This is a genomic window from Bacteroides luhongzhouii, from assembly GCF_009193295.2.
Taxonomy (GTDB): Bacteria; Bacteroidota; Bacteroidia; order Bacteroidales; family Bacteroidaceae; genus Bacteroides; species Bacteroides luhongzhouii.
On the sequence record NZ_CP059973.1, the window covers coordinates 547,328 to 572,216 of the forward strand.

Below are 24,889 nucleotides of genomic sequence, written 5' to 3' on the forward strand. Positions count from 1 at the left end.
TGATTAATTATTTAAAATGTTAATTCTAGACCAATGTTTACATTCTTCATCATCGGATATTTCATTCCGTTATTCGTTCCTAACTCAACATCCCATAGCTTGAATTTGCTGAATGTTAAAATATTGTTTGCCAAAACATAGAAACGTAATTTCTGGATTCCTCTTTTCTGAATCAACGATTGAGGTAATGAATATCCCAATTCAATATCTTTCATGCGAAGAAAAGACATATCTTTTTGCCACCAGGTTGAATTTACATAGTTGTGACTGTCTTTATAGTCTCTCATGCGAGGGAAGAATACATCCTGACGCGGATTTTTTTCGGTCCATCTGTCGAAAATAACATCTTCATACAAATTTCCTTTTTGAATTGTGCGGGCAAAAGGCAGGAAACTATCATCATTAATCATCCGTGTTGTATTTGCCACCCCTTGGAAACGGACTCCAAAATCGAAATTTTTATATGCAACATTGACTCCAAATCCATAGACAATTTCCGGTAACTCAGTATATCCAATTGCAGTTTTGTCATTATCGTTAATATAACCATCTCCGTTGATGTCTACATATTTTATATCACCCGGTTTAAGATCTGAAAAGAATGTAGGAACAGCATATTGCTGCAATAGGTTACCATTGGCGTCGAAATCAGATGCTTCGTACAATCTTTCGGCTACTAACCCATACTGCTGTCCAAAACGATGGCCTGTTTCGTATAAATTATCGAATTGAACTTCGGGTTCATCTATTTCTACCATTTTGTTACGGGCATACGTGAATGTACCTCGTGCGGAAATACGGAAATCTGCGAACTGCTTGTCAAAAGAAAGGCTCAGATCAACTCCTTTGTTTTGCATCTTTCCATAATTGACAAATGGCTGCTCGTTAAATCCTGCCGTTCCAGGAATAGTACGACGGCTGACAAGAATGTCTCGTCTCGAATTGAAGAAATAATCAATATTTAACTCTAACATATTGAATAAGCCGATTTCGAGTCCAATGTCGCGTTTTGTTTCAGTTTCCCATGTAAGATTATTGAATCCAAAGTGTCCTTCCATTAATCCGCCAAATGAGTTGGATGAACCCGGAAGCCCAAAATCATAACCACCATCGTCTCTTATTTCGGTTATGTAAGCAAATCGCCTGCCGCTGGAAAATTGATCATTTCCGACTTCTCCAAACGATCCTCTGATTTTCAATTTATTGACAGCCTTAGCTAATGGTTGCCAGAAGTCTTCTTCTGATACAATCCAACCTAGAGCAAAAGCAGGGAAGAAACCAAAACGTTTACCTTTTGCAAAATTTTCAGACCCGTTGTATCCCATATTAAACTCGGCCAAATAGCGACCTTTATAGCCATAGGTTGCTCTTGCAGCTATGCCTTGATATTTATATGGGATTACACCATATTCGTTACTCCCTTCTTTCACACCCTTAGTGCTATGGCTGTATAGGAATAAACCGCCTATTTGATGGTCGTTGAAAGTACGGTTATAAATCAATGATCCTTCGAGATAGGTACGGTAGGACATGTTGCTGTATACGGATTTATTCAAAAATGGACTTCCCGGATCTACCTGGACTGCTACCAGATCATTGTTCGCATCGCGTGATGTAGCATACCATAGTTCAGGTGTGTATGTCTGCATATACATATGCTCGGTCCAGACATCATATGCGTAAACCACCTTACCTTCAAGCCCTTTGGTAACGAAATCAAGTTTTTGTACAATATTGGCAGTCGCATTGATATCGCTTGTAGTATATTTTTGTGTTCCATATTGTGTCAAAAGATTGTAAGGATTCAATCCTTTTTCTGAACCTGCTCCATAAGCAGCCAATCGTCCGTCAGAATATCTTTTAGGTATAAAATACGGAGGAACTTCCATCATCACATTCCATGCATAATCAGATGAGATATTGGGGCTGTTTTTTATTCTCATCTGCGATCCTAAATAAATGCCGACAGTAGTGGTAGGCGTAATATTAATATCCAGATTACTCCTAAAATTGACCTGATTTTGTGTAATGTTTGAATTCCAGTTACGATCAGTGTCAGTTTTAAATAAGCCACTTTCGTTGTGATACGATGCTGAAACAAAATAACGTACTTTCGGAGCACCTCCTGTTATATTCAGATTGACACGTTGGTGGTGTGCCATTGGTTTCACTAACTCATCTATCCAATTTACATTCGGATATAAATCAGGATCAACATTGTCTATGGTATTGTTTATACGAGAAGGTGTGAACACTTCGCCATGGCCCGTTCTTAGTGATGCTTCATTGGCAATCTTCATATAATCCACAGCATCAACAAACTTAGGAAGCATAGTTGGTGCTTTAAACGATTTTTCAATATTAAAGCTGATTTGAGGTGGCGATACCTTTCCTTTTTTAGTAGTTATTATTATAACACCATTTGCACCTCTCACTCCGTAAATGGCAGTAGCAGATGCATCTTTCAATACCGAGAACGATTCTATTTCCTGCGGATCGATAGAATTAAAGCTACGTTCGACACCATCCACTATAATCAACGGATTACTTCCGCCTGCAAAAGTATTTATACCTCTAATCCAAAAGTCGGCATGATCGTTTCCAACTTCTCCTGAGCGTTGTACAGCTATCACTCCAGCCACATTTCCGGCCAGCGATTGGGTAATAGCTGTTTTGGATGTACGGGCTATCGCTTCCGGCTTAATGGCCGATATAGCTCCAACGACACTTGCCTTCTTTTGTGATCCATAACCGACTACAACCACTTCTGTCAGCTCTGTAGCTACAGGATTTAACTGTAAGTTGATGTCTTTCTTTCCTCCTACTTTTACTTCTTGTGTTTCATATCCTAAGAATCTAAAAACCAAGACGGCATCTTCGCTAGTCAGTTTGATACTGTAGCGACCGTCAAGATCAGTCATAGTTCCATTAGAGGTACCTTTCTCGGCAACGGTAACGCCAGGCATGGGTTCTTTTGCTTCGTCTAGTACGATTCCAAGTACTACTATTCCTTCTTGGGCACTTAGCCGCATGAAAGAAAGAAATACCAATAATAAAAGACATAAATGCTTTCTTTTCATAATATAGACTTTAAATTAATATATGTGACAATAAATGTTTATAATTCCACTCTAGTGTATTGGTCTTTGATTTTAAATATACGTTTCTGCTGCTGAAAATAGATTTCGAGATCGAAATGAATATTACTGGTTATTTCCAATGTCATTTTACCTTTTTCAGATTGGGTGGCTACCAGATCAATCGTTGAGCCCAAGAAGTGAATATTTTTCAACCCGTGTGTGGATTCTTGCGTAATATGCCATTCGATCTTTTTCTCGGGAGCGTTCAATCGTATTCCCAAAACATTCTCAATGAGCATAGAAATAGGAGCCAATCCTGTCCATCCTACAAAATCGGGCTGAACCATATGAATTCCCGAAGCATTCGTTGCCGGGATATACATATCCGGCGAATAAACTTCCCACAGTGTGTGTGTCTTGCCATATACTTCACTTATCGCATTCAGATATTTTTCAACCAGTTCGTTTGCCAAATTCTCATAATTGTTTTTGACTAAACCTTGTACAATCATGTAATTGGTCGGAGCCCAAACCCCACCTTTCCAATATTGCCCGCTAGGGTCATAGAACTCCTGATTGGCAGCCAATGTAGGAACTGGTACTTTTCGCCAGAAAAGATTAGGGTTTCTCAGATTACTTACTAATTTTTCAGTTTGTTCTTTATTACTTAGCTGTGCAAACATGGGCCAGAATGTGGCTACTGTGACCCATTTTGTTTGTACTCCATGCGGGTCCAAATCAAAATATAAGCCTTGTTTCTCATCCCACATCCATTTATTAATACGTTCCGATATAGTATCGGCTTTTAACTCATACATTTTAGTTTTCTTGGCATAGCCTAACTCATTGCAGATATATGCTAAATCTTTGTAGAACACACACATCTGAGAAGACATATCCACCCACCCCACATGGTCGATGGCAGAATGTTGGTCCCACCCGTCTCCCGGATGCGGACGTCCCATATCCCGGGGAGTGTTGTCCATTCCACTGGCTTGTCCATTGCTCCAATATAGCTGGTGAGGTGTATCATTTCCCAGTCGATTGTTATCAATCCATTCTGCATACTTTTCCAAAACCGGGAGTATCAAAGCAAAACGCGATTTGTCGCCTGTCACTTTATAAGTCTCTATTTCGGCCCAACTAAATAATGGGGGGTTACAGGCTCTGGCATTGTCGACACCCAGCCCCCAATGATGATCTTCCCCGTTGTCTTCGTTAATCACCCGGCAAATCATACCATCATCATGCTGTCGACAATAAAAATTGTCGTGTGAATTGATAAATGGAAAAATATGGTGTCCGTAGCGTCCGAATATGGCCATGAAATGTGTATCCCATTGATAAATTTGAGGACTAAGTGCTTCATCTATCCAGTTAGATACTAAAGGTGACCCCAAAGGCGGTTTTTGCAATCTGCTAAAAGCGATTTCCCAGGCCTTCCAATAAAGCTCCAGCCACTCTTTTTTATCTAAAACAGGCTGAGGGAGAAGGTGTTTACTGTCAGCATAAGTTGGCAGTTCTCCTCCTTGGTATGTCTTTTTTGAAAAATATGCTCCCTGTCCAAATATTGTTATGCTGAAAGATAAAGCGGACAATAATAGTAATATTGATTTCATCATACCTCTACTTATTCAGCAAATGTTACTATACTTTTAGCCGGAAGGATATAAACGTCTCCGTCTTTCACCCCTTTAGATGGTCTAAGATCATCTCCTTCCATATCGGATGTAATATATGGAATTAGACTCCGACTCTTATCGTCACTGAATGAAAGCTTTATTTCCCGTTCCTCATCCGAATAGTTAATCATCACTACGACTAATTTCCCATCTTTGTTTAAATAGGCGGAAGACATAACATCTTTCAATTCATTGGTATCACCATTATCTCGAGACATACCTAAACGGATAGCCCCCGGACGTATAAACCGGCTATAATTACCAAAAGCCCACAACAATTTAGGAACATAAACATCGCCATTGTTATAGTCATCGGTCAGATATAATAAACCATCTTTATATTCGAAAGGAGTTGCTCCCAACCACCAATGCCATGCTGATGCATTGGCAAATACCAAATCTGCATGCATAATACGAGCCACGTAAAGAGCTAATTTCATCGAGTAGTCGCGACCGCCGCCACCGACAGGTGTTCCATCGTCGGCAGTACCTAAATCGTAATCGTTGCTCAATATGCAGAACTCTGTCTGCCAATACTTAATTCCTGTTTCTTTAACTTTTTGTCCTACTGCCTCACGAATCTGTCTCAATTCAGAATCTGTATCAACAGACCAATAAGAATGCGTGGCTAAAAGTTTAGCTACATTCGACTGGCCCAAAAGATTAGTTGATGATTTAGGTGAGAAAAAATATTCAGCTTTATTACCATATTTTTCATGATTAGGCATTCCTTCCGGAGCAGAATAAACAAAATGAGGCTTCCCAGACTCAGGTATAACTACTTTTGTATTTAAACCATATTCTACAAACTTTGCATTAACGGCTTTTGCTACATAAGCCACCTCATCGTTATTGGCATGACAACTTTCTGTACCATCTGCTTCCCATTCCGGCTCATTCAACGGACAGACATAATTAAAGTCCACTCCGTGTTTTTCTTTTGTCCGTTTTACCAATTCTGCTAAATAGGTGGCAAAATCGGTAAGGTGTTCATCTTTCAAATTCAACTTATATTGAAGCTCTTGATCTCCTAAAGCATTGGTATAACCTGTTTTTGTCCAGTAATAAGGTGGGGAATTGCAAAATCCAAGAAATTGTTCGCACCCTCTTTCTTTAGCGGCCTTTACAAACCAAAATTGACCACCGACTTCTCCATCCAGTTCCATATCATAATCACCGCTTTCGTTACGAATACAAGGCATATTATTCCACCGGGCCTCCGTCCCCGGATATGGCTTCTCCAAGCTTCCTGCTCCAAAAACCATTCGCCAAAGGGATAACCCTATTCCCTTCGGTTTCCCATTCTCATCTTTCTCCAAACTAAAAAGTAAATCTGCAATCTCATTTCGTTTATCTATCGGCCAATTTTTACCAACATGTCTGAAAGTCCATGCATCAGATGCACCGAAATTGTCAATTTCCTGATTCTTCTGATCGAAATGCACGTAATAAGTTCGCGATGTAGGGACATATTCGTGTACCTTTTTGCCATCATCTTCGCAACTTGTAAATAACACAAATGCAAAAAAATAAAAGAATGTCAATAGTGTTGTTTTCATAAATTATAAATATTTAATGGTGTAATTCACTCTCTACGTAGACAGAGTAATTTATTTAACAGCACAAAGATTGAAATTTATAAGTTAATTGTGATTCTTAAATTAAGCAATCATGGTATATAAATTCGGCAAAGCAACTTTCTGACTATAAAATGACGAAATTATCACTATCTTTGATTCAGAATAAAATCATGAGAAACATATGAAACGCATTTCTATCTTCTTGCTACTTTGTATAATATGTATTGCTTCTTTTGGCCAGTACTCCAATATTAAAAAATTGGGAATGGAACAAGGCTTATCCAGTAATTTTGTAATGGGAATTACCCAAGACGAGAAAGGCTTTATCTGGGTAGCTACCGAATCTGGTTTAAATAAGTTCGATGGTAAAAACTTTAAGGTATACAAAAAGAATATAGATAACGAAAATAGCCTTAGCGGTAATGAACTCAATGGAATATTATGTGATAAAAATACAATTTGGATAGCAACTCAGCGTTCCGGATTGAACGCTTTCGATTGTAATACGATGACATTCAGTCGATATGTAAATGATCCCACAAATCCACAAAGTATAGCCACTAATGACATTACAGATATTGCTCATTCTAAGGACGGCAATTTATGGATTTCTAGTTATTATAATGGGTTCAGTTACTTCAATAAAGAAACAAAAGCATTTAGACACTATAATATAAGTAATATAGAGGGGCTGGGCAGCAATAGAATATTAAGCATACAGGTAGATGTTAATGGTAAAATTTACTTAGGACATGAGAGTAAGGGCTTAAGTATAGTTGATATAAAAAGTAAAAAGGCAAAAAACTTCAAACATGACCCTAAAAATCCTAACTCTTTGCCCGGAGATCAAATAAAAGCAATCAGAATAGACCAAAATGGGTATGTGTGGTTAGGTAGCAATAATGGATTGTGTATGTTCAATCCTGAATCAGAGATGTTTACTACCTTCAAACATAGCCCGACAAAGAGCAACTCATTATTGGCTGATAATATTTTTGATCTGTTAATATCTTCTGACCAAAAGCTTTGGGTTGGTACTGAAAATGGAGGCATAAGTATACTTGATCTAAAAAAAATGATGTTCATAACCCCAGAAACAGCTGTGTTCAGAAATATTAGATATAAAGATAACGAGGAAGGTATTTCTAACTCTACCGTTAGATGCATATTTGAAGATTCCTTTCATAATATTTGGATAGGGACTTATGGCGGAGGTGTAAATTTTATAAGCAATATTGAAAATTATTTCAATAAATGGATTTATTCTCCAATACCGGGAGGAGTCAACAATTTAAGCAACAAAGTGGCATGGGGGATTTGCTCAGATGCTCAAGATAATATATGGATAGGAACCGATGGTGGGGGTATTGATGTATTTGAAAATGGCATAAATGTTAGAAATTTTTCTACCGACAACACTATACTTAAAAGTAATGCTATTCTCTCGGCAATAAAAGATTCAAATAATAACCTATGGTTTGGCACTTATAGAGGGGGGGTATATTTCTATGATTCTAAAAAAAAGCAATTTGAATACATAAACTTAGACAACAATTCTCAATTGGATATCAGGTGTTTATTTGAAGATCGGTCACGGAATCTATTTATCGGGACACATAACGGATTGTTTAAATATAATTTAACTTCAAAAAAAATAGATTCCTATTACGCAGGAAGTTCATCAATACATGAGAACGATATACGGTCGATAACACAAGATGATAAAGGGAATTACTGGATTGGCACATATGGAAACGGAATAGGGGTATATAATCCGGACCTTAAATTAATAAAACTAATAAATAATCAGAATGGCTTATTCTCCAACACAATAAATAATCTATATAAAGCATCGGATCATACTATCTGGGCTGCTACCGGAGAGGGACTAATTAAATTTGAGAATTCCGATTATAATTCTTTTAAAATTTTCTTAGAAAAAGATGGTTTACCTAATAATACAATTAAAGCTATTACTGAGGATAAGAACAATATGCTATGGTTTAGCTCGAATAGAGGGATAACGAGATATGCTATAACAGAAAATCGTTTTTATAACTACAACCATCTTGATGGCGTTCCTATGGGCGATTTTATGGGAGGATCCGTAGTTTCGGGAAAAGACGGAACTATTTTTTTCGGATCGCAAGATGGAATTTGCTATTTCAATCCATCGGCAAATCAATCTGAAATGGTTTTACCTCCAACTGTTATTACCGAATTCATTCTTTTGAATAAACAGAATTTGGCAACCGAAACTTTTACTGAAAAACATGTAGAGGAAAAAATAAGTTTATCATACTCTCAAAATTCGTTTAAAATATCGTTTAATGAGTTGAACTTTGCTTTGAATGATAAAGTAGAATTTGCTTACCAACTAAAAGGGTTAGATAACAACTGGTACAATCTGCATGGCGACAACTCTGCCATTTTCCGCAATCTGGCTCCCGGAACTTACGATTTTGAGGTAAAAGCCCGACTGCGCAATACCGATTGGCCTAAAAATACCTTATCATCCATAACAATTGATATAGCTCCGCCGTTTTGGCTATCATGGTGGGCTAAACTAATCTATTTGGTATTGTGCCTGTTATTATTTTTATATTTGATAAAAGCATACAAACGAAAATTAAAAGAAGAAAACGCTCTCTTTTTAGACAAGCAAAGTTTAAAAAGAGAACAAGACCTCAATAATGAAAAACTGCGATTCTATACCAATGTTACTCACGAACTGAGAACTCCATTAACTCTGATATCGGGGCCATTGGAAGATATAATGAGCGACTCGGAATTGCCCAAGAAATTCACACCTAAGATTAAATTGATCATTCAAAATACTTCAAAATTATTGGATTTAGTAAACCAGATATTGGAATTTAGGAAGATAGAATCTCAAAATAAACGCTTATGTGTTTCACTTGATAATATGAGTGTGTTAATTCGTGAAATAGGGGAAAAATATAAAGATTATGTTGAAAGCAAAGGAATTGCTTTTGAAGTTTATTCAGAAGATCAAGTGATATTCGTTTTTGATGCTGAAGTAGTGATTACCATAGTTGAAAACCTTGTTTCTAATGCTGTTAAATATACAGATAAAGGTTTCATTAAGCTGATTTTAAACACTAGCAATGAGAATGGAATAAAATATGTAAATATAGAAGTAGAGGATACAGGCTATGGTATATCAGAAGAGAATCAACCACGAATTTTTGATCGTTATTATCAAGTGGAAAATAATAAACACACATCCTCCGGAACAGGTATTGGTTTAGCATTAGTGGAGAGTTTGGTCAAATTACACGATGCTGAAATATTTGTATCAAGCACCTTGGATGTTGGTTCTAAGTTCAAAGTTAGATTCAGGTTTGAAAACGAATACCCTGATGCGATATATCTTAATTCAGAGAATAAAGCGAAAGAGATAGAAACAGAATTTGAGCAGAACGAAAAAGATAAAAAGAATAAAATTCTTATTCTGGTGGTAGAAGACAACATTGAAATACAAGAGTATATAAAAGATTCGTTGGCAGATAAATATAATATAGAAACAGCGACAAATGGTAAAAGTGGTATAGATGAAGCATTCAGGTTAATCCCAGATGTAATCATAAGCGATATTACTATGCCGATAAAAGATGGATTTGAACTCTGTAAAACATTGAAGGAAGATATCAGAACCAGCCATATTCCAATAATACTACTTACTGCTAAAGATTCACTACAAGATAAGACAACAGGTTATTCTTTGGGTGCAGATTCGTATATAACCAAACCTTTCAATGGCAAATTATTGCTCAGTAGGGTTGAAAATTTAATTGAAAAGAAGAAAAAAACATCAAAAATCATTTCTCTAAATACTGAAAATAAAAGAAATGAATATATTGAATCATTGAGCAATTTAGATAATAAATTTCTGAAAAAGGTTACTGATATAATCATTAAGAATCTTGATTCTGAAAAAATTGATGTTGTTTTCCTCGCCGACCAAATGAATATGAGTCATTCATCTTTTTATCGTAAAATAAAAGCCTTGACAGGAATGACAGCAAATGAATTTCTCAGAAAAATAAAGATCCGTAATGCTGAGGAATTACTCATCACCGGGAAATATACTATTTCAGAAGTAGCTTACTCTGTAGGTATGAGTAGTATGGCTTATTTTAGGCAATGCTTTAAGGAGGAGTTTGGCATCTCGCCTTCCGAATACCTCAAACAACTAAAAAACTAAATTTAGTACACTTGTTTTTTAAGTTCTATAAATGGCACTGGTTAAAAAGTATAATGGCTGCCAAGGTTCAGACAATAGGCAACTCGTACATCAGGAATAATTGCTGAAAAGGCTTGAATGGTCATATTACGGTAGGGATTAAGTATACTAAATTTGTAAATGTAATGAATTATATTCACACAGGGAAAAGAGAAAGAAGATATTAAAAATAAAAGAAAGGGACTGTGTTCTATGGGAAGGATATAAGCCTAATGAAGATGTAATACTTATTGAGCGTTTGCCCTGGGGAAGGATAAAGAATTTATAAAAAGAAAGAAAAAGTTTGCCGTTCCCTTAAGAATAAATATCTTTGCAACCGTGGTTACAGTAACCACAGTTACTAATATAATTCACTGACTATGAGGTTTTATAATAGAGAAGAAGAACTAAAAGAGCTAAAACGAATTCAGCAATTGGCATTTGAGGAAAGTTCAAGAATGACAGTCGTTACCGGTCGCCGTAGAATTGGGAAGACAAGCCTCATCATGAAAGCCGTTGAACAAACTCCCACTGTCTACTTATTTATAGGGCGCAAAAATGAAGCAACCTTGTGCGAAGAATTCATCCCACTTATCGCACAAGCCCTACAAATCTTTGTTCCGACAGAAATCCGAAGTTTCCGAAACCTATTCCAATACCTAATGCAGCTTTCGACACAACGGACTTTCAACCTGGTTATTGATGAATTTCAGGAATTCTATACTATTAATGAATCCATATTCAGCGATATGCAAAATATTTGGGACCAATATCGGAAGTCCTCACACATGAATTTGATTGTCAGTGGTTCCATCTATTCTCTTATGCAAAAAATTTTCCAAGACAACAAAGAGCCACTCTTCGGAAGAGCTGATAACATAATCAAGCTGTCAGCCTTCAGTCTCTCTGTTCTAAAAGAAATCATGCATGAATATGCCCCGACACATTCGAATGATGATCTTTTAGCACTTTATACTTTTACTGGCGGGGTGCCTAAATACGTGGAACTTTTTTGCGACAACCATACGCTTCACGTGAAAAGCATGATCCATTTTATGGCTCGCGATAATTCTCCCTTTACCGAAGAAGGAAAAAATTTGTTGATAGAAGAATTTGGAAAAAATTACGGAACCTACTTTTCTATTTTAAGTGCAATTGCCGGAGGCAGAAATACACAAGCAGAAATTGAGGCAGCACTAGGAGAAAAAAGCGCAGGTGGCTATCTGAAACGTCTGATAGACGATTATAATATTATCATACGCCAACGCCCCATTTTAGCTAAAGAGAGCTCAACAACTGTCCGATATGAAATATGTGATAATTTTATTAGGTTTTGGTTCAATTACTTCGATCGTAACCGTTCATTGATAGAAATTAAAAACTTTATAGGACTGCGTAATATCATAGAAGCTGATTATCCAACCTACAGCGGAAAGATATTAGAACTTTACTTCAAACAGAAATTCGCAGAAAGTTATCAATTCCGTGCCATCGGGTCATGGTGGGAAGCCAAAGGGAATCAAAACGAAATAGATATTGTTGCACTCGGTCTTGAAAAAAACAAAGCAGTAGTTGCTGAAGTAAAACGCCAACGTAAAAACTTTAAGCCAGAATTGCTGGACCAGAAAGTTGAACATTTGAAGAAAAAGCTATTGCCTCGTTATACTATTGAAACAATGTGTTTGTCATTGGAAGATATGTAGTACATAGTTAGGCACGGATGACAGGTTTTCTATGAGCTCAGTCCCCCATCACCTGTATTCCGTGCCCAATTATCATTGTTGGTTTTCTTCCCGGTCTGTACGGATAAACTCCAAGAGTCGTTCTACCGCCTCTTCTTCAGGAATATTCTTTTCTACGCACACCTTGCCTTTATAAAGACTGATTTTGCCACGTCCTGCTCCTACATAACCGTAGTCAGCATCCGCCATCTCACCGGGACCATTCACGATACAGCCCATAATGCCGATCTTCAAGCCTTTCAAATGTGAAGTAGCTGCCTTGATACGGGCAATTGTTTTCTCCAAGTCGTAAAGCGTACGACCACAACCGGGACAAGATATGTATTCTGTCTTAGAGGTACGGGTACGTCCGGCCTGCAAGATTCCGAAAGCTGTGGCGTCGACAACGGCATGGCTCAAGCTACCCTGATTGAACAGGAAGATACCATCGCAAAGACCGTCAAAGATCAAGGCTCCCATATCGGCTGCGGATTTTATCTGCAGATTCTCCGCATCATCTTCCGCATAATGCTGGAAGAAGACAACCGGATTTTGCAAACCTTCCGTCATTAGCTGATGCACCAATGCACGGTGCTCACCCAAACGGTTCGGATGATTGCTTTGAGAGATGATTACCACTTCCGGGTGGTACTTCAGACAGGTTATCACTTCATCTGTCTGGGCCATATAGGGTATAAACAGGAATTTAAGCGCTGCATCGCATTCCCCCATCAACGGTAGTTGCGCATGATTAAAAGCAGGCCAGGTTCCAGCCTCTCCTTGCCATACGTCCGCATCAAGAATATATTCCACGCCTTCTTCCCGTTGCTCGGGCAAGGCTCTTCCGGCATAAATATAGTCCGGAGTGAATTGCGGATTTACTTCCGTTTTTCCATCCATGCGGTCGGCAATGACTACGGGCACATGTTCGCCTCCAATATTACGGACTGCTTTTGTCTTTCGGCGTTCAGGAGACAGATAGTTGAATTCCGGTGCTTCCAATCCCGGAATATAGGGATGATCCTGCCTCAACAGAACATAATCCACCAATTTACGGGCTACCGGAATTTCAGCTTCGGGGGCTTCACTCAAAGATACCCGGATGGTATCTCCCAACCCGTCGCTCAACAATGCGCCGATGCCGAGAGCCGACTTGATACGCCCGTCCTCTCCGTCTCCGGCTTCTGTCACTCCGAGGTGTAGCGGGAAAGTCATCCCCTCTTTTTCCATGACGTCCACCAACAGACGAACGGTCTTCACCATGACCACTGTATTGGAGGCTTTGATGGAAATCACCACATCTGTGAAGTTTTCCGCTACACAGATACGAAGGAATTCCATACAGGATTCCACCATTCCTTCGGGAGTATCACCATAGCGTGACATGATGCGGTCGGACAAAGAACCATGATTCACACCGATCCGGATCGCAGTGTGATTCTCCTTACAGATATTCAGGAACGGGACAAACCGGTCATGGATTTTCTGTATTTCCTGCGCATACTCCTCGTCTGTATATTCCAGTTTTTTAAAAGTACGCGCAGCATCTACATAGTTTCCCGGATTGATGCGCACCTTTTCCGCATATTGAGCAGCTACATCCGCCACTTTCGGATTGAAATGCACATCGGCAACCAATGGAACCATATATCCCTGACTACGCAGTCCGATATTGATATTCATCAGATTCTCCGCTTCCTTAATACCCTGTGTTGTGAGGCGGACATACTCGCCACCTGCGTCAACAATACGTTTCGCCTGTTCCACACAAGCCTGCGTGTCCTGCGTAGACGTATTGGTCATCGACTGGACACGAATAGAATTGGGGCCGCCCAACGGCACAGCCCCAATATTTACTTCTGTGGTTTCTCTTCGAAAATAATTGAATAGATCAACCATTTTAATTTACGATTTTACGATTTACGATTAAAAATACTTTATGCACAATGTGAAAGACAAGATACCATGTACAAAGACAACATACGATTCACGAAGATATTTCAATCGTCAATCGTAAATTGTCAAATCGTAAATCACATTAGTTTGTTTTATATTCAAACTTAACTTCTTTCAGTTCTTCGTTTGCTTTTACGATTTTCTTTTTCAGCCCTTCTTTGTAAGCAGCAAAAGCTTCTGCCAATTTCTCGTCACTCAATGCCAACATTTGAATGGCAAGGATAGCGGCATTCATCGCTCCGTTTATAGCAACCGTTGCCACAGGAATGCCCGGAGGCATCTGGATGATAGAATAAAGCGCGTCTACACCATCAAGCACGGAACCTTTTACGGGTACTCCGATCACCGGCAGTGTAGTGTTGGCTGCAATTACACCGGGAAGGGCAGCAGCCATTCCGGCAGCGGCAATAATAACTTTAATGCCACGGTTGCGGGCATTCTTGGCAAACTCTTCCACAGCTTCAGGCGTGCGGTGAGCAGAAAGCGCGTTCATTTCGAACGGTACATGCATATCATTCAGCAGTTGCGCAGCCTTCTCCATAACAGGAAGGTCGGACGTGCTACCCATGATAATACTTACAATTGGAGTCATAGAATAAAAATTAAAGAGCCACTTCTCAACCCTCTTCCTAAAAAAAGAGGGTAAAGCCGGCTTCGGATTATAGTATCTTTTACATTATTCGATTGATGTAGTGAAGAAAACCTTACCCATTCACCACCGCTTTATACGCTTCGGCATCCAGCAGGTCCTCCACAGCTTTTATATCTGTCGGTTTCACTTTAATCAGCCAACCTTCGCCATACGGATCTTTATTAACCAGTTCCGGATTTTCTTCCAATGCCTCGTTTTGTTCGAGCACCTCACCTGCTACAGGCAGGAAAAGATCGGAAATTGTTTTCACTACTTCGATGGTTCCGAATGTTTCACCGGCTTCCAACGTTTCACCAACAGTCGGTATGTCTACGAACACAATATCACCCAATTGTTCTTGAGCATAATCAGTGATACCTACGTATGCAATGTCTCCTTCAACGCGAATCCATTCGTGTTCGCTCGTGTACTTCAAATTCTGTGGAAAGTTCATAATAATTAGTTTTTAGGATTTATACTGTTTTAAAATAAAAATACTCGAAATAAGATGTTACTCACCGGATGAAGTACCAAAAGGGCACATATCAAGCCTACCGCAAAACCGGAAAGCACCTCACCCAACGTGTGATGTCCCAAGATAATTCGTGCAGAGCCTAATATACCGGCAATCAATATAAACAAGCATAACCATCCGACCGGATTGTAACCGAACAAAGCGCTGAAAGAAATCAGTCCGCCGATCACTCCGCCCATTCCTGCCATGTGTTCGCTCAATTTCCATTTCAAATTCACTGCGATGCAGATAATAGAAACCACCAAAGAAGCGAGGATGATGCCTGTCATATACCAGGGAATGTTCAGCCTGCGCATCATCAACAGGCAGAACACATACGAGATGATAGTCAGCAGAATCGGTACATAACGTTTCTTACGCTCACTCAACTCCTGACGGGCAAAACCATTTATTTTGCGAAACAGGAAAATGGTAATGGTAGGTGTCAGTATGGTAAAGCAGTAAACAATTCCCAACACGATCAACTTATATTGTATCGGCATGATACGAAGATAAGAAAACAGGAATAACACCAGAAACGATAAAAACGGAATAGAAAATGGAGTAAAGACCATCGAAGTAGCTCTCGCCACCTGCAACATTGTCTTATCCGCTATGATATGTTCTCTCTCTCTGTCCATCAGCACTAATACTTGATACTTTATACTTAATACTTTATATTCGTTCTCATTTTCGAAGTCTCGCAACCGGAATATTCAACTGCTGACGGTATTTGGCTACCGTTCTACGAGCAATGGGATAACCTTTCTCTTTCAAGATGTCCGCCAATTCATCATCTGTCAGCGGTTTCTTCTTGTCCTCCCCATCAATACACTCTTTCAGGATCTTGCGTATCTCACGGACAGACATTTCTTCACCGTCCTCTGTGGTATACCCGTCGCTGAAAAAGAATTTGAGCGGATAAATACCGTAATTTGTCTGCACATATTTACTGTTGCTCACACGGGAGATCGTTGAAATGTCCAGTCCGGTACGTTCAGCCACATCTTTCAAAATCATCGGTTTCAACAGAGATTCGTCTCCTTCAAGGAAGAAAGGACGTTGTAAGTCAATGATAGCCTGCATGGTAGTCATCAGGGTATTCTGACGTTGCCGCACAGCATCGATAAATCCTTGTGCCGCATCCATTTTCTGCTTCAGGAACATCATCGCTTCTTTGGATTCTTTTGATTGATTAGCCCTGTTTTTGGTATGCTCCTCCACCATTTCCGTGAAGTCACGACTCATACGGAGTTCGGGGACATTACGGTTATTGAGGCTTACATTGATGGTTCCGTCATCATACGTTTCCACAATAAAGTCGGGAACTATTTGTTGGAGGTTCCTGCCGATCGCTTCTCCCAAAGAAGCACCCGGACGGGGATTCAGCTTGGTTATCTCATTAAGAGCTTCCTGGAAAGTCTCTTCATCAATATCCAGTTTTCTTATAATCTTCTCCCAGTGTTTACGGGTGAATTCTTCATAACACTCCCTGATGATACGTTCTTCCAGTTCCAATATCGGGTTGGGCTTCTTCTCCTCGTCCTTCTTCCGGCAAATCTGTATCAACAGACATTCCTGAAGGCTACGGGCACCGATACCAGCGGGATCAAAGTCCTGCAAGATACATAGTGCTTCTTCCAGTTCTTCTTCTGTCGATTCAATGCCGGCATAAATCGCCAGTTCATCGCAGATACTCTCCAATGACTTACGGAGCAGTCCGTCATCGTCCAATGAACCGATCAGATATTCCACCAGGTCACGCTGATGTTCAGTCAGGTTGCGTTCACGCAACTGTTCTTTCAGGATTTCATAAAAAGAGGTGGAATCAGAGAACGGAATATCCTCTGCCTGTTCATCTTTCGAGCGATTGTTTTCTTGTAATTTATAATCGGGAATATCATCTTCAGTCAGATAATCACTCAAAGAATCATAATCATTGGCATCGCTATCCATGCCATCTTCCGTAGTATCGGAATCAGAATACTCATCCGCAACGCTTTCTTCTTTACCTTCTTCAAGTGCCGGATTTTCAAGCAGTTCAGCATGGATACGGTCTTCCAGCTCTACTGCGGGAAGCTCCAACAGTTTCACGACCAGAATCTGCTGGGGCGAAAGCGTTTGTACCTGCTGTTGCGCCTGAGATTGTATTTGACGGGAACCTTGTGCCATATTCGTTTTTGCTTTCTACTATTTCTCGCTACAAAAGTAACTTTTTAACGAGAGATTACACAGATTAGGGAGATAATTTTTAATCCTATAACACAAAATTCGTTATCTTTGTTGCACGAACTTAAAAATTAGGACAATATGTTTGCCAAAGAAACGTATATGCAGCGAAGAGCCCTGCTAAAAAAAAATTTAGGCTCCGGGGTATTGTTATTTCTCGGAAATGACGAGTGTGGACTGAACTACGAGGATAACACCTTCCGTTATCGTCAGGATTCCACTTTCCTTTATTATTTCGGACTTTCATGCGCCGGCCTTTCGGCTATTATTGATATTGATGAAGACAAAGAAATCATTTTTGGAGATGAACTGTCTATCGACGCAATCGTATGGATGGGATCGCAACCTACATTACACGAAAAATGTGAACGTGTGGGCGTAAAAAATCTGATGCCGTCCGCAGAAATCACAAGCTATCTCCACAAGTGCGTCCAAAAGGGGAAAGCGGTTCATTATCTGCCGCCTTACCGTCCCGAGCATAAGCTGAAACTGATGGATTGGTTGGGTATTCCCCCTACACGTCAGGAAGGTTCTGTTCCATTCATCCGTGCCGTTATCGCCCAACGTAATTATAAATCTGCTGAAGAAATTGTAGAAATAGAGAAGGCTTGCGATGTAACTGCCGATATGCACATCACCGCCATGAAAGTGCTTCGTCCGGGCATGTATGAATACGAGGTGGTAGCGGAAATGAACCGGGTGGCCGAATCTAACAACTGCCAGCTTTCGTTCGCCACCATTGCCACTATCAACGGACAGACCTTACACAACCATTATCATGGGAATAAAGTAAAATCGGGTGATCTGTTTCTAATTGACGCAGGCGCAGAAGTAGAATCAGGCTATGCAGGCGATATGTCGTCTACCATTCCTGCCGACAAAAAGTTTACAGCCCGTCAGCGCGAAGTATACGAGATCCAGAATGCGATGCATTTGGAATCTGTAAAAGCTCTTCGTCCGGGTATTCCTTATATGGACGTATACGAACTGTCTGCCCGTGTCATGGTAGACGGGATGAAGACACTCGGATTGATGAAAGGAAATACGGAAGATGCGGTCCGCGAAGGTGCCCATGCGCTATTTTATCCTCATGGATTAGGACACATGATGGGACTGGACGTACACGATATGGAAAATCTGGGAGAAATATGGGTAGGATATAATGGCCAGCCGAAGAGCACACAGTTCGGTCGCAAATCGCAACGTCTCGCCATTCCGTTGGAACCGGGATTTGTACACACAGTAGAACCGGGTATTTATTTTATTCCGGAATTGATCGACATATGGAAAGCAGAAAAGAAATTTACTGATTTTATCAACTATGAAGTAGTGGAGACTTATAAGGACTTCGGCGGTATCCGTAATGAGGAAGATTATCTGATTACAGAAACCGGCGCCCGCCGGTTAGGCAAGAAAATTCCTTTGACACCGGAAGAGGTGGAAGCTTTAAGATAAAAACAATGAATAACACCATGAAAAGACTACTTTTATCTGTATGGCTATTGTCACTTACTTTACTGTCCGCCGTAGCTGAAAACTATCCTTATAAAAGCGATGTGCTTTGGGTCACCGTGCCCAATCATGCCGACTGGCTTTATAAAACCGGAGAAAAGGCAACTGTGGAAGTACAATTCTATAAATACGGTATTCCCAGGGATAATGTAACCGTCACTTATGAAATAGGTGGTGATATGATGCCTGTTGCCGATACAAAAGGAAGTGTAACTTTAAAGAATGGCAGGGGGATGATTCCCGTGGGCACAATGAAAGAGCCGGGATTCCGCGACTGTCGCCTGAAAGCAACCGTAGATGGAAAGACCTATTCACATCATATAAAAGTAGGATTTTCACCGGAGAAACTTCGCCCATATACAACCATGCCTTCCGATTTCAAGGAATTTTGGGAAAAGGCAAAAGCGGAACAAAAGGAGTTTCCCCTAACGTATACCAAAGAACATGTCGAAAAATATTCCACTGATAAAATAGACTGTTATCTCGTAAAATTGCAGCTGAACAAACGTGGACAATGCGTCTACGGATATTTATTCTACCCGAAAAAAGAAGGAAAGTTTCCGGTTGTCTTGTGCCCTCCGGGAGCTGGTATCAAAACCATCAAAGAGCCTCTACGCCATAAATATTATGCAGAGCAAGGATGCATCCGTTTTGAGTTCGAGATACACGGCCTGAATCCGGAAATGACTGATGAAGAATTTAAAGAAATCAGCAACGCTTTCAATGGCAGAGAAAACGGCTATCTGACCAATGGGCTCGACAGTCGTGATAATTACTATATGAAGCGGGTATATCTGGCCTGCGTACGCGGTATCGACTTTCTAACGTCCCTACCGGAATGGGATGGCAAAAATGTGATCGCACAAGGAGGTAGCCAGGGAGGCGCCCTGGCATTAATCGCTGCCGGACTGGATGAACGGGTGACAGCCTGTGTCGCCAATCATCCCGCATTAAGCGATATGGCAGGCTATAAAGCCGGACGTGCCGGTGGATATCCGCATTTCTTTAGAAATTCGGTGGATATGGATACCCCCGAGAAAATAAAGACAATGGCCTATTATGATGTAGTGAACTTTGCTAAATTGATAAAAGCAGACACCTATATAACATGGGGATTCAATGATGACACCTGTCCTCCGACCACCAGTTATATTGTATACAATGTACTAAACTGTCCGAAAGAAGCCCTGATTACTCCTATTAATGAGCATTGGACCTCTAACGATACGGAGTATGGACATCTGCTTTGGATAAAGAAGCATTTGAAATAAAGAATCAATCATTCCATCTGGATACGGGCAACTCTTTTTTCCCATAACCTTTCTTCCAGGCATACGCTTTTCTCTTTCGGAGATAAAGCGTATCGCCACAATGTTTTATCGCCTCCCAATTAAATATAGAATGGTGGCAGATGATCTTTTCAAACCAATAAAGCAGGTCATAAGTTATGAATGGTAGTATCATACACCACCATGAAAACAGCAAAGACAAAATCAACGCTGGTATCAGAGTCAAAGAAAAGCATTCCCAATATTGCTTTGCATGTATCCGTAACTCCATATCTTCCCAAACTTCCAGATATTTATACTGGGTAAAGAAAAACCAGCCTAACATAAAATAGTGTTTCTTTCCTTTTCCCAAGAACCACTTTGCTAAAAGACTATTATAAAAAATCATATTCACATTTTTTTTGTTGCATGCAGTCCTTTTATAACAGCAAAAGTAACCAAAGGTTCAATATTATAGTTTAGTATAACAGTCATTATACAGTATTCTCCCCTAAAGAATCCTATTCAAATATTGTTTATTTTGTATTCTCTTGCCTTACTACAACAAAAGGTAATTCATATTTCATGCAAAGAAAACACAAATAACGAATATATCCTAATTTTTATACTTAATATTTAAAGCTACTACCTCCCAAAAATTCACGCAACAAAGAGGTTGGTGGAATCTCCTTATCCTGTACCGGAACAAAATATTTGATAAACTTCAGTAACCGGTATGCTTCGCAATATTCCGGACAGTTGCGCGGGACCCCCATCAGAATAGGTTCGGCATGCAGGCGGAGTACTGCAAACTCAAAAAGCAGCGCTGAATTAAACATTACGTCGGCATTCTCCTGATAGGGAAAAATCCATTTATCTTCACCGGCACGTACACTAGGCCAGCGTGATATGGTTTCACGTGCCGAATATCCCCGATAATTGAAGTCACGGATAATGCGACGCAACAAACGGTTGTCGGTTGTCGGAATCCAGTTATGGTCATCCAAAGAGATGGTGGTCAATGCTGAAACATAAATCTTGAATTTCCGTTCAGCCGGTATATGCGGTGTCAGTTCCGGATTCAGGGCATGAATACCTTCCAGAATCAGAATCGTATTATCTTCTATTTTCAGTTTATCACCTTTATACTCCTTCTTGCCAAGAGAGAAATTAAAACGGGGCAGTTCGACCTCTTCACCGCGCAGGAGTGCCTGCAACTGTTGATTGAACAGTTCCAAATCAAGTGCATACAATGATTCATAATCATAATTTCCGTTTTCATCCAGAGGAGTCTCTTCACGATCCACAAAGTAATTATCCAAAGAGATCGGGAATGGTTTCAGTCCATTGGTCATTAGCTGGATAGAAAGCCGTTTGCTAAAAGTTGTCTTTCCCGAAGAAGACGGTCCGGCAATCAATACCAGTTTTACCCGGTTACCATTTTCACCACGATGGAATATAGTATCGGCTATCTGGGCTATTTTCTTTTCCTGCAGTGCTTCTGCAACATTTATCAGATCGGTTGCATGTCCCTCTTCACAGGCCAGGTTAAAATCTCCGGCATTATTAAGCCCCATGATATAACTCCAGTTCAGATATTCTTTAAAAACATCCAGCATTTTCTCCTGCTTCACCACATCTTCAAGCACATTCGGGTTTTCCCGGCTCGGAATCCGGAGAAGCAATCCATCGTAATATTTCACGATATCGAATAATTTAAGATATCCTGTACTAGGTAGCAGGTTCCCATAATAATAATCAACGGTATCCCCCAATGTATAATAATAGGTATAGAGCGAACCGGAAGTTTCCAGCAATCTCACTTTATCATTCATTCCCCGCTCGCTGAAAACACGCACAGCTTCAGCCGTGTGACATTCAATGCGGTGATAAGAAATATTTTCCGCGATAATCTCCTGCATCCGTTGTTTGATGCGTGTCACATCTTCCAGTTCGATGGGACGTCCAATCCGCAAATTGCAGAAATAGCCTTTTGAAACAGGATGTTCTACAAACAATTTTCCGTCGGGAAACAGTTCCGTGACGGCCTTAAACAATACAAAGCAGAGCGAACGGACATAAGTACGCATACCGGACTGATCTCTCACATCCAGAAACTCTACATCCTTATTATTATAAACTCTGAAATTAAGTCCCTCGGAACGATTATTGACCTTGGCACTTACTACTTGATAAGGAAAATTAAGATTAAAACCGTAATAAATATCCAAAAGTGAGCTTCCGATAGGGAATTCTTTGGAAATATTGTTATTTTTGCAACATATTTGTAACATCTGTTTCATCGAGTTCGTTAAAAGGTGAATAATTTGGGACTAATATACTTATAATCAGATAGAGAACAAATAACCATTAAAAATATTATAGATGGAATATTCTTTTTATGATTTTTTAAAGCTCATAGGCTCATTAGGACTCTTCCTTTACGGAATGAAGATTATGAGCGAGGGCTTACAAAAGGTCGCGGGTGACAGATTGCGAAGTATTCTAACGGCAATGACTACCAATCGGGTAACGGGAGTTTTAACAGGAGTGTTAATAACAGCTCTTATCCAGTCTTCTTCAGCAACGACAGTGATGGTAGTAAGTTTCGTAAACGCCGGATTGCTCACACTTGCCGAATCCATCAGCGTCATTATGGGTGCTAATATCGGTACTACCGTGACTGCCTGGATCATTTCAATTTTCGGATTTAAGGTTGATATGGCAGCCTTCGCTCTCCCGCTCTTAGCCGTCGCCCTTCCGCTCATCTTCTCCGGCAAAAGCAACCGCAAGTCCATCGGTGAATTCATTTTCGGTTTTTCTTTCCTTTTCATGGGTCTTTCTTACCTGAAAGCAAACGCGCCCGACCTGAACGCCAACCCGGAAATGCTTGCCTTCGTACAGAACTACACAGACATGGGATTCTTCTCCATCATTCTGTTCTTACTCATCGGTACTATATTGACGATGATTGTACAGGCCTCCGCAGCCACCATGGCAATTACATTGATTATGTGTGCCAATGGATGGATCAGTCTGGAACTGGGAGCAGCACTCGTTTTGGGAGAAAATATCGGAACCACTATCACGGCCAATCTTGCCGCACTTACAGCCAACACACAGGCTAAGCGGGCAGCATTGGCCCATTTTGTTTTTAATGTGTTCGGTGTTATCTGGGTATTGATTATCTTCCATCCTTTCATGCAGTTGGTAAACTGGGTAGTAGACACCTTTTTCCAAAGTAGTAATCCGGAAGTTGCCATCTCCTACAAGCTATCTGCTTTCCACTCGATTTTCAATATCTGTAACGTATGTATCCTGATATGGGCCGTAAAACTGATTGAACGTACTGTATGCGCTTTAATCCATCCCAAAGAAGAGGACGAAGAACCTCGTTTGCGGTTTATCACTGGTGGTATGCTTTCTACCGCTGAACTCTCTATCCTTCAGGCACGCAAAGAAATCCATCTTTTTGCAGAACGTACACACCGGATGTTCGGTATGGTACAGGATCTGCTACACACAGAAAAGGATGACGATTTCAACAAGCTGTTCAGCCGGATTGAGAAATATGAGAATATCAGCGACAACATGGAGCTTGAAATAGCTAACTACCTGAATCAGGTATCTGAAGGCCGGTTAAGTTCTGAAAGTAAACTACAGATACGCGCTATGCTGCGTGAAGTGACGGAAATTGAAAGTATCGGTGACAGTTGTTATAATCTGGCACGTACCATCAACCGGAAACGTCAGACCAACCAGGATTTTACCGAGAAACAATATGAACATATCCACCTCATGATGAAGCTGACTAACGACGCACTTGCTCAAATGATTGTGGTTGTAGAAAAACCGGAACATCAGAACATTGACATCAATAAGTCCTTCAACATCGAAAATGAAATTAATAACTACCGTAACCAACTGAAAAATCAGAATATTCTGGACGTAAACAACAAAGAATACGATTATCAGATGGGAGTTTATTACATGGATATTATCGCCGAATGTGAAAAACTGGGCGACTATGTAGTAAATGTAGTAGAAGCCAGCAGCGATGTGAAAGAGAAAAAAGCTTCTTGAGAGAGCTTAATTGAATCATAAAAAGGAGAATCAGGTCTGTCATAGCATAACTGATTCTCCTTTTAATAATTCTCTCTCTCTTGGTTTTATCCTTCGTACGGTTCAAAATCTTCTTTGCCGACTCCGCATAATGGACAAGTCCAATCATCTGGAATGTCTTCAAATGCTGTTCCTGGTTCAATTCCGCTTTCCGGATCTCCTTGTTCGGGGTCGTAAATATATTCACAGACCGTGCAAATGTACTTTTTCATAACGTTCGTATTTTTAAATGGTTTTCTGAATAATATAACACAAATAGCAAGATATTTGTTCAACACTATTTCCAAACTAAAGAAAAAAACTATCTTTGTAGTCATATTATCAGGCTAAAACAACAATATAACACTA

At 40.0% G+C, this 24,889-nt stretch carries 16 protein-coding genes; 5 read left to right on the forward strand and 11 right to left on the reverse strand.

Annotation, left to right across the window (positions count from 1 at the left end; genetic code table 11):
* Positions 1-11 precede the first annotated feature (11 nt).
* From GD631_RS02055 to GD631_RS02065, 3 genes are read right to left on the reverse strand one after another with little or no spacing between them, the layout of a single operon-like run.
* Complete coding sequence (locus GD631_RS02055) at positions 12-3,080, reverse strand: SusC/RagA family TonB-linked outer membrane protein (protein WP_143260218.1); 3,069 nt, start codon at positions 3,078-3,080, stop codon at positions 12-14.
* Positions 3,081-3,118: 38 nt separating this feature from the next.
* On the reverse strand, positions 3,119-4,702 hold the full coding sequence (locus GD631_RS02060; RefSeq protein WP_143260217.1) for an MGH1-like glycoside hydrolase domain-containing protein: 1,584 nt from the start codon (positions 4,700-4,702) through the stop codon (positions 3,119-3,121).
* Positions 4,703-4,710: 8 nt separating this feature from the next.
* Positions 4,711-6,321, reverse strand: a complete 1,611-nt coding sequence (locus GD631_RS02065; RefSeq protein ID WP_143260216.1) for a glycoside hydrolase family 30 protein — start codon at positions 6,319-6,321, stop codon at positions 4,711-4,713.
* Positions 6,322-6,607: 286 nt separating this feature from the next.
* Between GD631_RS02065 and GD631_RS02070 the strand changes: the two genes are divergently transcribed.
* Positions 6,608-10,570 carry a hybrid sensor histidine kinase/response regulator transcription factor gene (locus GD631_RS02070; RefSeq protein ID WP_223225931.1) on the forward strand — a complete coding sequence of 1,321 codons (3,963 nt, stop codon included), beginning with the start codon at positions 6,608-6,610 and terminating at the stop codon, positions 10,568-10,570.
* A gap of 398 nt (positions 10,571-10,968) precedes the next feature.
* On the forward strand, positions 10,969-12,291 hold the full coding sequence (locus GD631_RS02075; protein WP_143260215.1) for an ATP-binding protein: 1,323 nt from the start codon (positions 10,969-10,971) through the stop codon (positions 12,289-12,291).
* 72 nt (positions 12,292-12,363) lie between these two features.
* Here GD631_RS02075 and GD631_RS02080 read toward each other — a convergent pair whose 3' ends face one another.
* From GD631_RS02080 to rpoN, 5 genes are all read right to left on the reverse strand, one after another.
* Entirely contained in the window at positions 12,364-14,208 is a 1,845-nt protein-coding gene (locus GD631_RS02080; protein WP_143260214.1) for a 4-hydroxy-3-methylbut-2-en-1-yl diphosphate synthase, read from the reverse strand.
* 139 nt (positions 14,209-14,347) lie between these two features.
* Positions 14,348-14,857, reverse strand: coding sequence for a 5-(carboxyamino)imidazole ribonucleotide mutase (gene purE, locus GD631_RS02085; RefSeq protein ID WP_004296231.1), 510 nt, complete (start codon positions 14,855-14,857; stop codon positions 14,348-14,350).
* Between the two features lie 112 nt (positions 14,858-14,969).
* On the reverse strand, positions 14,970-15,350 hold the full coding sequence (gcvH, locus tag GD631_RS02090; protein ID WP_143260213.1) for a glycine cleavage system protein GcvH: 381 nt from the start codon (positions 15,348-15,350) through the stop codon (positions 14,970-14,972).
* A gap of 29 nt (positions 15,351-15,379) precedes the next feature.
* The gene (locus GD631_RS02095; protein ID WP_143260212.1) at positions 15,380-16,051 is read right to left on the reverse strand and encodes a phosphatase PAP2 family protein; all 672 of its coding nucleotides are present in this window, start codon (positions 16,049-16,051) and stop codon (positions 15,380-15,382) included.
* A 46-nt stretch (positions 16,052-16,097) separates the two neighbouring features.
* On the reverse strand, positions 16,098-17,582 hold the full coding sequence (rpoN, locus tag GD631_RS02100; RefSeq protein ID WP_143260211.1) for an RNA polymerase factor sigma-54: 1,485 nt from the start codon (positions 17,580-17,582) through the stop codon (positions 16,098-16,100).
* Between the two features lie 138 nt (positions 17,583-17,720).
* On the opposite strand from rpoN, the gene GD631_RS02105 reads away from it, so the two are divergent.
* Positions 17,721-19,094, forward strand: a complete 1,374-nt coding sequence (locus GD631_RS02105; RefSeq protein ID WP_143260210.1) for an aminopeptidase P family protein — start codon at positions 17,721-17,723, stop codon at positions 19,092-19,094.
* 17 nt (positions 19,095-19,111) lie between these two features.
* The gene (locus tag GD631_RS02110; protein WP_143260209.1) at positions 19,112-20,422 is read left to right on the forward strand and encodes an acetylxylan esterase; all 1,311 of its coding nucleotides are present in this window, start codon (positions 19,112-19,114) and stop codon (positions 20,420-20,422) included.
* Between the two features lie 4 nt (positions 20,423-20,426).
* Here the strand turns inward: GD631_RS02110 and GD631_RS02115 are convergent, their stop codons facing one another.
* Both GD631_RS02115 and GD631_RS02120 read right to left on the reverse strand, forming a co-directional pair.
* Positions 20,427-20,828, reverse strand: a complete 402-nt coding sequence (locus GD631_RS02115) for a hypothetical protein (RefSeq protein WP_143260208.1) — start codon at positions 20,826-20,828, stop codon at positions 20,427-20,429.
* Between the two features lie 220 nt (positions 20,829-21,048).
* Positions 21,049-22,722, reverse strand: coding sequence for a nucleoside kinase (locus GD631_RS02120; protein WP_143260207.1), 1,674 nt, complete (start codon positions 22,720-22,722; stop codon positions 21,049-21,051).
* Between the two features lie 82 nt (positions 22,723-22,804).
* Between GD631_RS02120 and GD631_RS02125 the strand changes: the two genes are divergently transcribed.
* Positions 22,805-24,502 carry a Na/Pi cotransporter family protein gene (locus GD631_RS02125; RefSeq protein ID WP_143260206.1) on the forward strand — a complete coding sequence of 566 codons (1,698 nt, stop codon included), beginning with the start codon at positions 22,805-22,807 and terminating at the stop codon, positions 24,500-24,502.
* Positions 24,503-24,588: 86 nt separating this feature from the next.
* Here the strand turns inward: GD631_RS02125 and rd are convergent, their stop codons facing one another.
* Entirely contained in the window at positions 24,589-24,753 is a 165-nt protein-coding gene (rd, locus tag GD631_RS02130; protein WP_004306971.1) for a rubredoxin, read from the reverse strand.
* Positions 24,754-24,889: the final 136 nt, after the last annotated feature.

Coding starts and splice junctions, on each gene's coding strand:
- GD631_RS02055 (WP_143260218.1), bottom strand. CDS start 3,080: ATGAAAAGAAAGCATTTATGTCTTTTATTATTGGTATTTCTTTCTTTC.
- GD631_RS02060 (WP_143260217.1), bottom strand. CDS start 4,702: ATGATGAAATCAATATTACTATTATTGTCCGCTTTATCTTTCAGCATA.
- GD631_RS02065 (WP_143260216.1), bottom strand. CDS start 6,321: ATGAAAACAACACTATTGACATTCTTTTATTTTTTTGCATTTGTGTTA.
- GD631_RS02070 (WP_223225931.1), top strand. CDS start 6,608: ATGGAACAAGGCTTATCCAGTAATTTTGTAATGGGAATTACCCAAGAC.
- GD631_RS02075 (WP_143260215.1), top strand. CDS start 10,969: ATGAGGTTTTATAATAGAGAAGAAGAACTAAAAGAGCTAAAACGAATT.
- GD631_RS02080 (WP_143260214.1), bottom strand. CDS start 14,208: ATGGTTGATCTATTCAATTATTTTCGAAGAGAAACCACAGAAGTAAAT.
- purE (WP_004296231.1), bottom strand. CDS start 14,857: ATGACTCCAATTGTAAGTATTATCATGGGTAGCACGTCCGACCTTCCT.
- gcvH (WP_143260213.1), bottom strand. CDS start 15,350: ATGAACTTTCCACAGAATTTGAAGTACACGAGCGAACACGAATGGATT.
- GD631_RS02095 (WP_143260212.1), bottom strand. CDS start 16,051: ATGGACAGAGAGAGAGAACATATCATAGCGGATAAGACAATGTTGCAG.
- rpoN (WP_143260211.1), bottom strand. CDS start 17,582: ATGGCACAAGGTTCCCGTCAAATACAATCTCAGGCGCAACAGCAGGTA.
- GD631_RS02105 (WP_143260210.1), top strand. CDS start 17,721: ATGTTTGCCAAAGAAACGTATATGCAGCGAAGAGCCCTGCTAAAAAAA.
- GD631_RS02110 (WP_143260209.1), top strand. CDS start 19,112: ATGAAAAGACTACTTTTATCTGTATGGCTATTGTCACTTACTTTACTG.
- GD631_RS02115 (WP_143260208.1), bottom strand. CDS start 20,828: ATGATTTTTTATAATAGTCTTTTAGCAAAGTGGTTCTTGGGAAAAGGA.
- GD631_RS02120 (WP_143260207.1), bottom strand. CDS start 22,722: ATGAAACAGATGTTACAAATATGTTGCAAAAATAACAATATTTCCAAA.
- GD631_RS02125 (WP_143260206.1), top strand. CDS start 22,805: ATGGAATATTCTTTTTATGATTTTTTAAAGCTCATAGGCTCATTAGGA.
- rd (WP_004306971.1), bottom strand. CDS start 24,753: ATGAAAAAGTACATTTGCACGGTCTGTGAATATATTTACGACCCCGAA.